A 13,813-nucleotide genomic window follows, 5' to 3' on the forward strand; every position below is an offset into this window, starting at 1 on the left:
GTGACGAACCGTCATGAGGGCGTGCGGGGTTGAGCGCGGTCCGCGCCCCGACGGTGCGGTGTTCCCGTGGCCGCCGACGGCGATCACCCTGCGCGAGGGGCGGTCGCCGGACGAGGGACCGTTGCCGTAGGACGAGCGGCCGCCGTGCGAGGAGCGGTCACCGCTCGGCGGGCGGTCACGGGTGGGCGGGGCTACAGGAGCGGGGCCACCGGCTTCGCGGTTACGGAGCGGGCGGCGCGGTCCAGGGCGCTGGCCAGGAGGGCCAGGTCCGTCGGGCCGTTCCCCAGCTCCCGCACGGGGCGTCGCGTGGGCGGGTCCCCCATGCGCTCCCACTCCAGCGGGACCACCGTGGGGCGGAGCGTCGCCGTCCGGGGGATGCGGCCGGTGACCCGGCCCGCCTGGAAGGGGGTGGCCCGGCCGTCACCGGAGTGCAGCACGCCCCGCCCGGGGGCGGGATCCTCCACGCCGCCGCCCACCGCGGCGAGGGCGACCCGCAGCGCGGCCCGCCGCCCCACCTCCGTCCCCGCCGTGCGCTCAGCGCCGCGCGTCGCCGCCACCAGGTGCACCCCGAGCCGCTCGCCCTCCCGGGCCACCGCTTCGAGCGCCCGCACGACCGAGCCCGCCGCGGGCCGCCCCGGCGCGCCCAGGGCCGGGGCGAGCAGCGCGTCGAAGTCGTCGACGATCACGACGAGCCGCGGCAGCGGCGCCCCCGGATCGGGCCGCGCCGCCGCGGGCCGCAACCGCAGCGTGGAACTCGACGCCGACTCGACGTCACCGCTCCCGCCCGAGCCCAGCCCCGAAGCGGGGCCCGAAGCCGCCGCGGACGCCGCCGTTGACGCCGACGCCGACGCCACCCCCGATCTCACCGCCCCTTCCCCGGAGCGGTCCCGCTGGGCCACCAGGCGGCCGGACACCTCCCGTCCCGCGTGCCACTCGGCGAAGCCCTGGCGCCCCAGCACCTCCGCCCGGCGCTTCAGCTCCGCCGCCAGGGACTGGGCGAACTCCCGCATGCGGACGGGGTCGTTGACGGCGAGGTGGGTGGTGACATGGGGCAGGTCCGTGCACACGCGCAGCCCGTCACCCGCCCGCCGGTCACCGGCACCGGCGGCGCCCCCGGAACCGGAGCCCGCGCCCCCGCCGGTCCCGCCCCCCGTACCCGGACCCGTCCCGGGCCCGACTCCCGCGCCGAGCCCGGCCGCGCCCCCGACGCTCCCGTCCCGGCCGTCTATCAGCACGATCCCCAGCCGGTCCGGCCGCTCCGCCGCGGCCAGGGACGCGGCGACGGACCGCAGCAGCTCCGTGCGCCCGCTCCCGGGCGGGCCCTCGACCAGCAGGTGCGGCCCGTCCGCGGCGAGGTCCACGGAGACCGGGCCGCGCGCCCCCGCGCCCAGCACCGCGCACGCGCGCCCGCCGAGCGCCTGCGGGTCGTCCGCGGCATCGGCCCACCGGGCCATCAGGGACGCGGGCGTGGCACGCGCCAGGCCCAGCTCGTCGAGGAGCCGCGCGGACTGCGGCAGCGGCGCCGCCACACGCGCGTGCCCGGCGCCCTCGCCCGCCCCGTCGGGCCGCAGCGGGGCGAGCGCCCGCGCGAACCGCTGGGCCCACGCGGCGGACACGGCGTCGACCGCCGCGAGCGTGCCGTGCCCGGCGGGCTCGCCGTCGGCCGTGCGCAGCACCCACAGGGCCGTCGCCACGTCACCGCTGAGCAGCGCCGCCGCCCCGCAGGCGCGGAACGCGGGGGTCACCGAGCAGGCCGCCTCGTACGTGTCCGACACCGGCGACGACGGGGAGGCCGCCGCCGTCTCGGCCAGGCACACCACGTGGATCCCGGCACGGGCCCCGTCCCGGGCGAGCCGCACGGTGGCCTCCCGCAGCGCCGCCGAACCGGGGTCCCCGTCGACGACCACGACCGTGCGCGGACCGGCCGCCTCCGGCTGCTGGGCGGCGGTGTCGGGGTCGTCCAGGCGGCGCAGCAGCTCGTCCGTGCGCGCGGCGGCCTGGTCGCGGTCGTGGGCGAGCAGCAGGCGGCAGTCCTGGCCGTGCGCGGGCCGCAGGTGCGGCAGCCAGCCGAGCCAGGCCCAGGCGTCGGCCCGCTCCCGCGCCGTCCGGGCGCGGTCCGTGCTGATCAGGACGATCTCCAGGTCGGTGGGGGAGTGCAGCGCGGCCAGCTGCGCGAGCACCGAGCGCGCGACCCCCGCGAGCCGCTCGCGCGGGCCCGCGATGCCGAGCGCCCCCGCCTCGCGCAGGCTCACCGTCACGGGCACGGCGGGCAGCAGGCCGTCCTCGCCGGGCGCCGCCCGGTCGACCGTGCCGAGCCGCACCGCGAGCGCCTCCGGGTGGTCGGGGCCGCGCTCCCAGAGCCGCGTGCCGGGGCCGAGCGCCGCGAGCAGCAGCGCCGCCGCGTCGGGCCACACCTCGGGCATCCGCTCCCTCCGGAGGGCCGCACGGGACCTCCCGGGGGACGCCTCCTGACCCTCGTACGCCTCGTACGCCTCGTACGCCCCGTGGGTCTCGTGGGCCTCGTGTGCCCCGTGGGCCTCGTACGTCCTGTCTGCTTCGTGTGCCTCGTGCGCCTTGTGCACCTCGTGGGCTTCATGCGCCGCGTGAGCCGCGTGCGTTGCGTGGGGCTCATACGGTCCGTGGGCCGTGTGCTCCTCGTACGCCTCCTGGGTGTCCTGGGGCGCGTACGCGTCCCGCGCCCCGGGCGCCCCCTGCGCGCCGTGCGTCTCGTACGACCCCTCGGGTCCTCGCGACCCGTCGGCCGCCGCCCCGTGCTCCGGCCGCTCGCCCCGGCCGCCGGTGAGCCGCCGGGCCCAGGCCGAGAGGCCGCCGCGCTTGCGGAGGCCGCGCGGCACGGTCGTCCCGCGCGGGGGCGTGCCCGCGCGGCGCCGCTCAAGCTCGGGGGCGCCGCCCTGGTGGGGCACCACGGGGGCCTCTCCGGGGCCCGAGGCGGCGCCCCACTCCGCCGCGCCGTAGGCATGCTGCGTCGCTTCGGAGGCGGGGCCCGGGGGCGGGGCCTCCGGGGGCACGGCCACGGGGGCGACGCGGACGCGCACATGGCCCTCGCCGTCCGGGGCCGAGGCCAGCACGCCGCCCGTGCCGCTGCCCACCGTCAGGCGCAGCACGGACTCGCCGATGCGCAGCAGGGAACCGGAGGGCAGGCGCACCGGGCGGTCGCGGACGGGGCGGCCGTCCACCGTCGTGCCGTTCGTCGAGCCGAGGTCGGTGACCGTCACGCGGCCGTCCGGGTCCAGCGTGACCGCGCAGTGCAGGCGGGACACGTCCGGGTCGTCGAGCGGGACGTCGGCCTGGGCGGAGCGGCCGACGCGGACCTGCCCGCCGTGCAGCAGGTGGACGCCGCCCGCGTCCGGGCCCGCGATCACGTGGAGCTGGGCCGCGGCGTCGGCGGGCTCCGGCCCTGGCTCCGTGGGCGTGCCCACCGAGAGCACCGCGCCGTCGACCAGGGGCGGCTCGCCGAGCGTGCAGCGCTGGAGGTCGATCCGCTCCGACTGCGCGTACAACACGGCGGGGCCGTCGCCCGCGGCGACCGTGGCGGCCAGTCCGGAGGCCACCGCGGCGAGCGCCGTCCCCGCGGGAGCGGTGACCAGCACGTCGCAGGCCGTGGCGGGGCGGGCCCCCGGCCCTGACTGGTCTGCCTGGCCGCTCCGCGGCCCGAGGACGGTCAGCCGGATCTGCATCGCGGTCTGCGGTCCCTTCTGCGCTGGGCGCCCGGCACGGGGCTCGCGCTGTGATTCCCCCACCGCACACGGGCACGTCGGCCGGTACGAGGAGCATCCTCGCACCTGCCACTGACAGCGCGCCCGCCCCCCACCCCTAAGTGATCTTGATTGGTCGGCTTTGCGACGGCTTTGCGACGGCTTCGCGTCGGGTCGGCGTCGGGTCCGTACCGAAAAACGCGCAGGAACGGACAGGAACGGAAGCGCCCGCACGCGCCCGGCGGTGCCACCGCCCCCGGGGCCTGGGCGCGCTGCCCGGCCCGCGAGCGGACCGCGTTCCCCGGCGGGCGGACCGCGTTCCCCGGCAAGTGGAGAGCGGGCCTCCGGGGTCGTGGCAACCAACGGGCCTGGTCACGCGTCTTCCCTTCGAACAAGGGTCCGTGCGGCGGCCCGCCCGAGGGGCCGCGAGGACCCCGACAGGGCGCGAGATCGTCGACCGGTGCCCCGTTCCACGGCACTAGAGTGGGTCGGAACGCCACGTCCGCGGCGCCGCCCGACCAGGGCCACAGACCACCCGGATCAACCAACGAGTCCAGCCAGGAGTCCGATTCGGATCAGCCATCCGATTCGGATCAGCCAGATCAGCCAGATCAGCTAGATGAGCCAGATCAGCCAGATGAGCAGGGAGCGCATGACGTGCGGCCGGTAGGCAGCAAGTACTTGCTTGAGGAGCCGCTCGGGCGCGGAGCCACGGGCACCGTCTGGCGAGCCCGCCAGCGGGAGACCGCGGGTGCCGAGGCCGCGGTTCCCGGCCAGCCCGGGGAGACCGTCGCGATCAAGGTCCTCAAGGAGGAGCTAGCGAACGACGCGGACGTGGTGATGCGCTTCCTCAGGGAGCGCTCCGTCCTGCTCCGGCTGACCCACCCGAACATCGTGCGCACCCGCGACCTCGTCGTCGAAGGCGATCTGCTCGCCCTCGTCATGGACCTGGTCGAGGGCCCCGACCTGCACAAGTACCTGCGCGAGAACGGCCCGTTCACCCCGGCCGCCGCCGCGCTGCTGACCGCGCAGATCGCCGACGCGCTCGCCGCCAGCCACGCCGACGGCGTCGTGCACCGCGACCTGAAGCCCGCGAACGTCCTGGTCAAGCAGGACGCCGACGGCATGCACCCGATGCTCACGGACTTCGGCATCGCCCGCCTCGCCGACTCCCCGGGGCTCACCCGCACCCAGGAGTTCGTCGGCACCCCCGCCTACGTGGCGCCGGAGTCCGCCGAGGGCCGCCCGCAGACCAGCGCCGTCGACATCTACGGCGCGGGCATCCTGCTGTACGAGCTGGTCACGGGCCGCCCGCCGTTCTCCGGAGGCTCCGCCCTCGAAGTCCTGCACCAGCACCTGAGCGCCGAGCCGCGCCGCCCCTCGACCGTCCCCGACCCGCTGTGGACGGTCATCGAGCGCTGCCTGAGCAAGGAGCCGGACCACCGCCCGAGCGCCGAGAACCTGGCCCGCGCCCTGCGCACGGTCGCCGACGGCATCGGGGTGCACGCCTCCTCCGCGCAGATCGCCGCCGCCGAGGGCGTCGCCGCGCTGCTCGCGCCCGACCCGGCGCCCGCGCCGGTGCCCGACGCCCCCGGCGCCGCCGACCCCACCCAGGTCCTGCCGAACACCTCGGGCGCCCCGGGCGGGTACGACCCGCACGCCGCGACCAGCGTCATGCCCCACACCGGCGGCCCCCAGGGCGCCGCCGACCCCACGGCCGTCATGCCCCCCGTGGGCCCCGGCCAGGGCCCGAACCCGGACGACCCGCACCCCTGGCAGAGCCAGATGCGCGCCGCCCGCGACCGCAACGACCAGACCCAGGTCCAGTATCTGGACCCGAGCCAGGACCCCCTGCGGCGCCGCCCGCAGCGCCAGGTCGCCCGCCCCCAGCAGCAGCCCCAGCGCCCGCCGCAGCCCCAGCCGTACGCCCCGCAGCCCCAGCCCCAGCCGTACGCCCCGCAGCACCAGCCCCAGCAGGCGCAGCCGCAGCCCTACCACCCGGCGCCCCAGCCGCCCGCCCCGGCGCCCCCGCCGCAGCCGCAGGCCCCGCAGCGCGAGCCGCGCCAGCGGCGCCAGCGCAGCGCCAACCCGACGCGCATCCCCGGCCTCGGCTGCCTCAAGGGCTGCCTGGTCGTGCTGGTCATCCTGTTCGTCGCGAGCTGGCTGGTCTGGGAGCTGAGCCCGCTCCAGGAGTGGATCGGTACGACGAAGGGGTACTGGGAGCAGCTCCGGGACGGCTGGGACAAGGTCTCGGAGTGGAGCTCCAAGATCAACGGCTGAGCCGCCACCGGGCCCCGGGCCCGGGTGGCGGCGCCGCGGCACCCCTCTCCCCGCGACCTTGGGGATTTGTCGACATCTGTGGGGTGATTTCCGCTCCCGGAGTGAAGGTCGGCGTCATGGCCGCGTACTTTTGACGCCAACACACATCCGTAGGAGCAGTCTTGGCACGCAAGATCGGCAGCCGGTACACCGCCCATCAGATCCTGGGTCGTGGCAGCGCCGGAACGGTGTGGCTCGGCGAGGGGCCCGAGGGCCCGGTCGCCATCAAGCTGCTGCGCGAGGACCTGGCCTCGGACCAGGAACTCGTCGGCCGGTTCGTGCAGGAGCGCACGGCGCTGCTCAGCCTGGACCACCCGCGCGTGGTGGGCGTCCACGACCTGGTCGTCGACGGCAACGACCTCGCGCTCGTCATGGACCTCGTCCGCGGCACCGACCTGCGCACCCGTCTGGAGCGCGAGCGCCGCCTCGCCCCCGAGGCCGCCGTCGCCATCGTCGCGGACGTCGCCGACGCGCTGGCCGCCGCGCACGCCGCGGGCATCGTGCACCGCGACGTCAAGCCCGAGAACGTCCTCCTCGACATGCAGGGCCCCCTCGGCCCCGGCGGCGCGCACCCCGCGCTGCTCACCGACTTCGGCGTCGCCAAGCTCATCGACTCGCCGCGCCGCACCCGCGCCACGAAGATCATCGGTACGCCGGACTACCTGGCCCCCGAGATCATCGAGGGCCTGCCCCCGCGCGCCTCGGTCGACATCTACGCCCTCGCGACGGTGCTGTACGAGCTGCTCGCGGGCTTCACGCCCTTCGGCGGCGGCCACCCCGGCGCGGTGCTGCGCAGGCACGTCACGGAGACCGTGGTGCCGCTTCCCGGCATCCCCGAGGAGCTGTGGCAGCTCATGGTGCAGTGCCTCGCCAAGGCGCCCGCGTCGCGGCTGCGCGCCTCCGAGCTGGGGGCGCGGCTGCGGGAGCAGCTGCCGCTGCTGGCGGGGATGCCGCCGCTGGACGTCGACGAGCCGGACGCGGAGGCGGGGGCCGAGGAGGCGGTGGAGGAGGCGGCGCCCGAGCCGCGGCCGCGGGCCCCTCGGCGGGGGGCCGTGCCCCTGGTGCCCGGGGCGGCGCCCGCCGACGCCAACCGGGACACCCACACGTCCATGCGGGTGCCCGGGCCGGAGGAGCTGGCCGGGGGCGCGCGGGGCACCGCCCGGGCGCCGCGCGCCGCGGGGGCCGTTCGGCCTGGGTCGGCCCGTCATCGTGCCGCTGCGCGGCGGCGGCGGATTGCCCTGGGGGCGGCGGGGGCGGTGCTTGCCGTCGCCGTGGGTGCGGGGGCGTGGTACGCCACGTCCAGCGACGACTCGCCCCCCGCCGACAACCACCCCTCAGCCCCTCCGGCCCCCTAGCCCCTCTCCCACCCGCCCGCCCGTGACTGCCCCCCGCGGGGGCTAAGCGCCGTCGGCGCCTGCCGCTGCGTGGGTGGGTCCTTTTCCCACCCGCCCGCCCGTGACTGCCTGGGAGCAGGTGACCGCTCCCTGTGGGGGTTGAGCACCGTCGGCGCCTGCCGGTGCGTGGGTGGTGTGTTTCCCACCCGCCCGCCCGTGACCGCCTGGGAGCAGGCGACCGCCCCTTGCGGGGATTGAGCGCCGTCGGCGGCTGCTGGTGCGTGGGTGGGAAACACACCACCCACGTGGCCGCAGTCGCCGACGGTGGTGCAGTCCCGCGAGGGGCGTCCGCCGCTCGGTGGGCGGTGTCGGGTGGGTGGGTGGGAAGGGAAGCGACCACGTGGCCGCAGTCGCCGATGGTGGTGCAGTGCCGCCAGGGGCGTCCGCCGCTCGGTGGGCGGTCACGGGCGGGCGGGTGGGAGGGGGGAGGCCCCAGGCCAGGGGTAGCCCGAGCAGTTGCTGGCAGCCGTTAGGCTGGAACCGTGGCAGTCGTCGACGTATCCGAAGAGCTCAAGTCCCTCTCCTCGACCATGGAGTCGATCGAGGCCGTCCTGGACCTCGACAAGATGAGGGCAGACATCGCCGTGCTCGAGGAGCAGGCGGCCGCGCCGTCCCTGTGGGACGACCCGGACGAGGCGCAGAAGATCACGAGCAAGCTGAGCCACCTCCAGGCGGAGGTGCGGAAGGCCGAGGCCCTGCGCGGGCGCATCGACGACCTCGGCGTGCTCTTCGAGATGGCCGAGGAGGAGGACGACTCGGACACCCGCGCGGAGGCCGAGTCGGAGCTCGCCGCCGTCAAGAAGGCGCTGGACGAGATGGAGGTCCGCACCCTCCTCTCCGGGGAGTACGACTCCCGGGAGGCCGTCGTCACGATCCGCGCGGAGGCGGGCGGCGTCGACGCCTCCGACTTCGCCGAGAAGCTCCAGCGGATGTACCTGCGCTGGGCCGAGCGCCACGGCTACAAGACGGAGCTGTACGAGACCTCGTACGCGGAAGAGGCGGGCATCAAGTCCACCACCTTCGCCGTCCAGGCCCCGTACGCGTACGGCACGCTCTCCGTGGAGCAGGGCACCCACCGCCTCGTACGGATCTCGCCGTTCGACAACCAGGGCCGCCGCCAGACGTCCTTCGCGGGCGTCGAGGTGCTGCCCGTGGTCGAGCAGACCGACCACATCGAGATCGACGAGAGCGAGCTGCGCGTCGACGTGTACCGCTCCTCGGGCCCCGGCGGCCAGGGCGTCAACACGACCGACTCGGCGGTCCGCCTGACCCACATCCCCACCGGCATCGTCGTCTCCTGCCAGAACGAGCGCTCGCAGATCCAGAACAAGGCGACCGCGATGAACGTCCTCCAGGCCAAGCTCCTCGAGCGCCGCCGCCAGGAGGAGCAGGCCAAGATGGACGCCCTCAAGGGCGACGGCGGCAACTCCTGGGGCAACCAGATGCGGTCGTACGTGCTGCACCCGTACCAGATGGTCAAGGACCTGCGGACGGAGCACGAGGTCGGCAACCCGGACTCGGTGTTCAACGGCGAGATCGACGGTTTCCTGGAGGCCGGAATTCGCTGGCGCAAGCAGCAGGAGAAGTAATGTCGGCGCTTTGTCGACAAGGCGCGTGACAGGATCACAGCGCAACGTCGGCGCAATGACGGCGCAACGACGGCGGAACAAGGCAACTGTCATCCGGTGGATGGCGGTTGCCTTGGCTTTTGATTCCGGTGTTTGAACCTTCTGTGGGGTTGCTGCGGCTTTTTCGTCACAGTCATATGTCTGTGCGGTGGTCAACTGGCCGTATTTCGGGCATCGCACGCGCAACGTCCTTGACGGTGGTCCGAGACCTGGGAAAGGCTGCTGTCGGCATGCGCATCTCTGGGGCGCGTGTGATCCGGGGGGATCGAGTCGAGGCCACCCCGTGAGCGGGGCCCCGGGCGCTGCCGCACTGACGAATCAGCTACTGGGGGTAGCAGCCTGATGACCAAGAAGACGCGGATTCGCGTCGCGCGGATCGCGGCCGGGGCGGTGATCGCCGCCGGCGCGTCGCTGACCGCCGCGGGCGCCGCCTCGGCCCTGGACGTCGGCGTCGAACTCGGCGGCACGGGCGCGAGCGCCTCCGCCGACGAGAACGGCATCGGTGTCGACGCCGACCTCCCGGGCGGCGACGACGAGGGCGACGACGAGGAGCCCACCAACCCGCCGGAGCCGACGGACGAGCCGTCCGAGCCCAGCGAGCCGACGCCGCCGACCCAGCCGCCCACAACTCCTCCCACCACTCCGCCGACGACCCCGCCGACGACCCCGCCCACCGACCCTCCGACCGATCCGCCCACGGACCGGCCCACCGACCGCCCGACCCACCCCGGCGGCGGTGACGGCGGCGACAACGGCACCGGCGGAGGCACCGGAGGCAACGACAACGACCCGGCGGGCGGCGGTTCGCAGCCGGTCCAGCAGGGCCAGGGCAAGGACAGCCTGACGGACACGGGCAGCAAGCCGGTCCAGCCCATCGCCGCCGACAAGGGCCAGGCCAAGGACGACGGCGAGCTGGCCGAGACGGGCGCCACCGAGGTCACGTTCCTGGTCATCGGCGCCGCCACGATGATCGCCGGAGGTGTCGGCTTCCGCCTACTGCCGCGCCTGGTGGGCAGCCGCGGCGCCGCGGCCTGACCCGCACGGTCGGCCCGGCCCCCGGTAGGCACAAGCGACCCTGGCGCCCCGCGTGACCACAGCGCCACGCGCTGTGCGTGACGCGGCGGGCGCCGGGGAGCGACGCGCGGGACACGAAGAGGGCCCGGAGCTCATGCTCCGGGCCCTCTGCCGTGCTGGTGCGGCGCTTCGTCCGCCCTGGTTCCGCTCTCGTGAGTCGGGTCTCGTGGGCTCTTCAGGCTCTTCGGGCTCTGCGGTCTCTTCGGGCCCTCGGTCCTGCCCTGGGGTGCGCGCTAGTGGACGGGGCCCTCAGCCCCGCACCAGACCGGCGCTCAGTGCCGTCGCCGCGATCAGCACGACGAGCAGCGCTATCAGCGTCGCGGGGCTGAGCGCGCCGAAGGGGCCCTCCTGCTGCATCCGCTCCCGGCTGGCCCGGCAGACGGGGCAGCGGCCCTCACTCACAGGCGCCGCGCAGTTCGCGCACACCAACCTGTCATAGGTCATGTGCTTCTCCTCCCGCACAGTCTCAGCCTGCCCAACGCTCGGGGAACCTCAACCGTTCCCCCTACCAGTGTGCCAGCTTCCGCGGATTTCGGCGCGGCCCGCCGCCCGCCACCGGACGGGGACCGGTCCGTTCCCTCGTATATCCGCGACAAACCGCGCAACTCAGGACGCCGACTGCGCTCGCGTACCCGCTTCGCGTATGGTCACGCTCACCTACCCCCAGCCAACCCTGGTGCACCCGTGATCCGATTCGACAACGTCTCCAAGGCCTATCCGAAGCAGAACCGCCCGGCACTCCGCGATGTGTCGCTGGAGATCGAGAAGGGCGAGTTCGTCTTCCTCGTGGGGTCCTCGGGCTCCGGAAAGTCCACCTTCCTGCGGCTGATCCTGCGCGAGGAGCGCACCAGCCACGGCCAGGTGCACGTCCTGGGGAAGGACCTGGCCCGGCTCTCGAACTGGAAGGTGCCGCACATGCGCCGCCAGCTCGGGACCGTCTTCCAGGACTTCCGGCTGCTGCCGAACAAGACCGTCGCCGAGAACGTGGCCTTCGCGCAGGAGGTCATCGGCAAGTCGCGCGGCGAGATCCGCAAGTCCGTGCCGCAGGTGCTCGACCTGGTGGGCCTCGGCGGCAAGGAGGACCGGATGCCCGGCGAGCTGTCCGGCGGTGAGCAGCAGCGCGTCGCCATCGCCCGCGCGTTCGTCAACCGGCCCAAGCTGCTGATCGCCGACGAGCCGACGGGCAACCTCGACCCGCAGACCTCCGTCGGCATCATGAAGCTGCTCGACCGCATCAACCGGACCGGCACCACGGTCGTGATGGCCACCCACGACCAGCAGATCGTGGACCAGATGCGCAAGCGCGTCATCGAGCTGGAGAAGGGCCGCCTCGTCCGCGACCAGTCGCGCGGCGTCTACGGCTACCAGCACTGAGACCCGCCCCCCGGCTCCGGGACGCGCCGCCCGGGCCGCCGTTCCACCTGATCCACTGAAAGGCCGCCATGCGCGCCCAGTTCGTCCTGTCGGAGATCGGTGTCGGTCTCCGCCGCAACCTCACGATGACCTTCGCCGTCATCGTCTCCGTCGCCCTCTCGCTCGCCCTGTTCGGCGGCTCGCTGCTCATGCGCGACCAGGTGAGCACGATGAAGGGCTACTGGTACGACAAGGTCAACGTCTCGATCTTCCTGTGCAACAAGGCGGACGCCGAGCAGGACCCCAAGTGCGCCAAGGGCGCCGTCACCAACGAGCAGAAGGACCAGATCCTCACCGACCTCAAGAAGATGTCGGTGGTGGACACCGTCCAGCACGAGACGGCGGACGAGGCGTACAAGCACTACAAGGAGCAGTTCGGCGACTCGCCGCTGTCCAGCTCCCTGACGCCGGACCAGATGCAGGAATCGTTCCGCATCAAGCTGAAGGACCCGGAGAAGTACCAGGTGGTGGCGACCGCCTTCTCCGGCCGTGACGGCGTGCAGTCGGTGGAGGACCAGAAGGGCACCCTGGACAACCTCTTCGAACTGCTCAACGGCATGAACTGGGCGGCGCTCGCGGTGATGGCGCTGATGCTGGTGGTCGCCCTGATGCTGATCGTCAACACGGTGCGCGTCTCGGCGTTCAGCCGTCGCCGTGAAACCGGGATCATGCGGCTCGTCGGCGCGTCGAGCTTCTACATCCAGATGCCGTTCATCCTGGAGGCCGCCGTCGCGGGCCTGATCGGCGGCGGGCTCGCCTGCGGGTTCCTGCTGCTCGGCCGGTACTTCCTCATCGACCACGGCCTGGAGCTGTCCGAGAAGCTGGGGCTGATCAACTTCGTCGGCTGGGACGTCGTCCTGGCCAAGCTGCCGCTGGTCCTCGCGATCGGCCTGCTCATGCCCGCGCTCGCCGCGTTCTTCGCGCTGCGCAAGTACCTGAAGGTGTGACGGGGGCGGGACCCGCGGTTCCGCCGGTGTGAGGAGCGCCTCGGGCGCCGTGCGGTCAACCTGCCGTGCGGCGCCCCCCGTTGTCCTAGACTCACCGACATGTCAGGCCCCGATTGGCACGTCGAGCCCCGCCGCATCCGCCGCGGGGCGGCCCTGACATTGGTCTTCGCGAGCGTCCTCGCGACCGGCGCGGCCACCGGCTCGTGGAGCGAGGAGCCCGGCGAGGGCCACGGCTCCACGCCCCCCGGGCCCGCTCGGTCGTCGCCGCCAGCGGCCGCGACGCACCCGACGACCCCGAAGGGCCCGCCGACCCCGCCGACGAGGCGGCCGACGCCGCGGCCGAGGCCATGGCCGACGGCAAGTCCGGCACCAAGGCCGCCAAGGACGTCGTCAGCCGCAGCGGCGACCGCTGGTCCTCGGTCTACTCCCAGGGCGAGTACCGCGCCTTCGAGCAGGCCCTCGGCGGCGTCTACACGGGCGTCGGGCTGTGGGCCAGGCGCGACGCCCAGGGGCGCGTCGAGGTCTCCCGCGTCCAACGGGGCGGCCCCGCCGACCGCGCCGGGATCCGCCCCGGCGACCGCCTCACCACCATCGACGGCGCCAAGGTCAAGGGCCGCCCCGTCACGGACGTCGTCGCCCTGCTGCGCGGCGACCGCGAGGGCACGCCCGTGGTCCTCGGCCTGGAGCGCGGCACGCGCACCTGGAGCCGCACGCTGCGCCGGGCGCGCCTGTCCACGCACTCCGTCACCGTCACGCGCCTCGACCGGGGCGCCGTGATGATCAAGGTCAGCGGTTTCACCAAGGGCTCCGGAGCCGCGGTACGGGACGCCGTGCGCCGCGCGCCCAAGGGCGCCGGGATCCTGCTCGACCTGCGCGGCAACTCGGGCGGCCTGGTCACCGAGGCGACCACCGCGGCCTCCGCGCTGCTCGACGGCGGCCTCGTCGCCACGTACGACGTGCGGGGCAAGCAGCGGGCGCTGCACGCGCAGCCGGGCGGTGACCCCGCGAGACCCGTGGTCGCGCTCGTCGACGGCGGCACGATGAGCGCGGCCGAGCTGCTGACCGGAGCCCTCCAGGACCGTGGCCGCGCCGTCGTCGTGGGATCGCGGACGTTCGGCAAGGGCTCGGTGCAGATGCCGAGCACGCTGCCCGACGGCTCCGTGGCCGAGCTGACCGTCGGGCACTACCGCACCCCTTCGGGGCGGGTGGTCGACGGCCGGGGCATCACCCCGGACCTGGAGGTCGAGGACGGCGCCCAGAAGCGGGCCGAGACGGTATTGACTGGCCTCGGACCCCCCTCGTAGTGCGAAAATGACCGCACT

9 protein-coding genes are annotated in these 13,813 nt (G+C 74.5%); 7 read left to right on the forward strand and 2 right to left on the reverse strand.

Translation table 11 applies throughout. The features are described from left to right. Positions 1-191: 191 nt before the first annotated feature. Positions 192-3,698, reverse strand: a complete 3,507-nt coding sequence (locus ACOBQU_RS23600; protein WP_423629289.1) for an FHA domain-containing protein — start codon at positions 3,696-3,698, stop codon at positions 192-194. Positions 3,699-4,373: 675 nt separating this feature from the next. Here ACOBQU_RS23600 and ACOBQU_RS23605 point away from each other — a divergent pair. From ACOBQU_RS23605 to ACOBQU_RS23620, 4 genes are all read left to right on the forward strand, one after another. Beyond that, positions 4,374-5,996: a serine/threonine-protein kinase gene (locus tag ACOBQU_RS23605; RefSeq protein ID WP_423629290.1), complete on the forward strand. Its 1,623-nt coding sequence runs from the start codon at positions 4,374-4,376 to the stop codon at positions 5,994-5,996. 161 nt (positions 5,997-6,157) lie between these two features. Then, positions 6,158-7,390, forward strand: a complete 1,233-nt coding sequence (locus tag ACOBQU_RS23610) for a serine/threonine-protein kinase (protein ID WP_423629292.1) — start codon at positions 6,158-6,160, stop codon at positions 7,388-7,390. Between the two features lie 521 nt (positions 7,391-7,911). Further along, positions 7,912-9,018, forward strand: a complete 1,107-nt coding sequence (prfB, locus tag ACOBQU_RS23615; RefSeq protein ID WP_423629294.1) for a peptide chain release factor 2 — start codon at positions 7,912-7,914, stop codon at positions 9,016-9,018. A 381-nt stretch (positions 9,019-9,399) separates the two neighbouring features. Further along, entirely contained in the window at positions 9,400-10,092 is a 693-nt protein-coding gene (locus ACOBQU_RS23620; RefSeq protein ID WP_423629296.1) for a hypothetical protein, read from the forward strand. A gap of 288 nt (positions 10,093-10,380) precedes the next feature. Here ACOBQU_RS23620 and ACOBQU_RS23625 read toward each other — a convergent pair whose 3' ends face one another. Further along, positions 10,381-10,575, reverse strand: coding sequence for a hypothetical protein (locus ACOBQU_RS23625; RefSeq protein WP_423629298.1), 195 nt, complete (start codon positions 10,573-10,575; stop codon positions 10,381-10,383). A 240-nt stretch (positions 10,576-10,815) separates the two neighbouring features. Here ACOBQU_RS23625 and ftsE point away from each other — a divergent pair, with 240 nt between their 5' ends. From ftsE to ACOBQU_RS23640, 3 genes are all read left to right on the forward strand, one after another. Beyond that, on the forward strand, positions 10,816-11,505 hold the full coding sequence (gene ftsE, locus ACOBQU_RS23630; protein ID WP_016644946.1) for a cell division ATP-binding protein FtsE: 690 nt from the start codon (positions 10,816-10,818) through the stop codon (positions 11,503-11,505). Positions 11,506-11,573: 68 nt separating this feature from the next. Beyond that, the gene (ftsX, locus tag ACOBQU_RS23635; RefSeq protein ID WP_423629300.1) at positions 11,574-12,491 is read left to right on the forward strand and encodes a permease-like cell division protein FtsX; all 918 of its coding nucleotides are present in this window, start codon (positions 11,574-11,576) and stop codon (positions 12,489-12,491) included. Positions 12,492-12,694: 203 nt separating this feature from the next. After that, the gene (locus tag ACOBQU_RS23640) at positions 12,695-13,795 is read left to right on the forward strand and encodes a S41 family peptidase (protein ID WP_423629302.1); all 1,101 of its coding nucleotides are present in this window, start codon (positions 12,695-12,697) and stop codon (positions 13,793-13,795) included. Positions 13,796-13,813: the final 18 nt, after the last annotated feature.

Source organism: Streptomyces sp. G45 (genome assembly GCF_049542095.1).
Classification (GTDB): domain Bacteria; phylum Actinomycetota; class Actinomycetes; order Streptomycetales; family Streptomycetaceae; genus Streptomyces.

Bases quoted from the DNA above. Each gene is read 5' to 3' on its own strand.
- ACOBQU_RS23600 (WP_423629289.1), bottom strand. From the start codon at position 3,698: ATGCAGATCCGGCTGACCGTCCTCGGGCCGCGGAGCGGCCAGGCAGAC.
- ACOBQU_RS23620 (WP_423629296.1), top strand. From the start codon at position 9,400: ATGACCAAGAAGACGCGGATTCGCGTCGCGCGGATCGCGGCCGGGGCG.
- ACOBQU_RS23625 (WP_423629298.1), bottom strand. From the start codon at position 10,575: ATGACCTATGACAGGTTGGTGTGCGCGAACTGCGCGGCGCCTGTGAGT.
- ftsX (WP_423629300.1), top strand. From the start codon at position 11,574: ATGCGCGCCCAGTTCGTCCTGTCGGAGATCGGTGTCGGTCTCCGCCGC.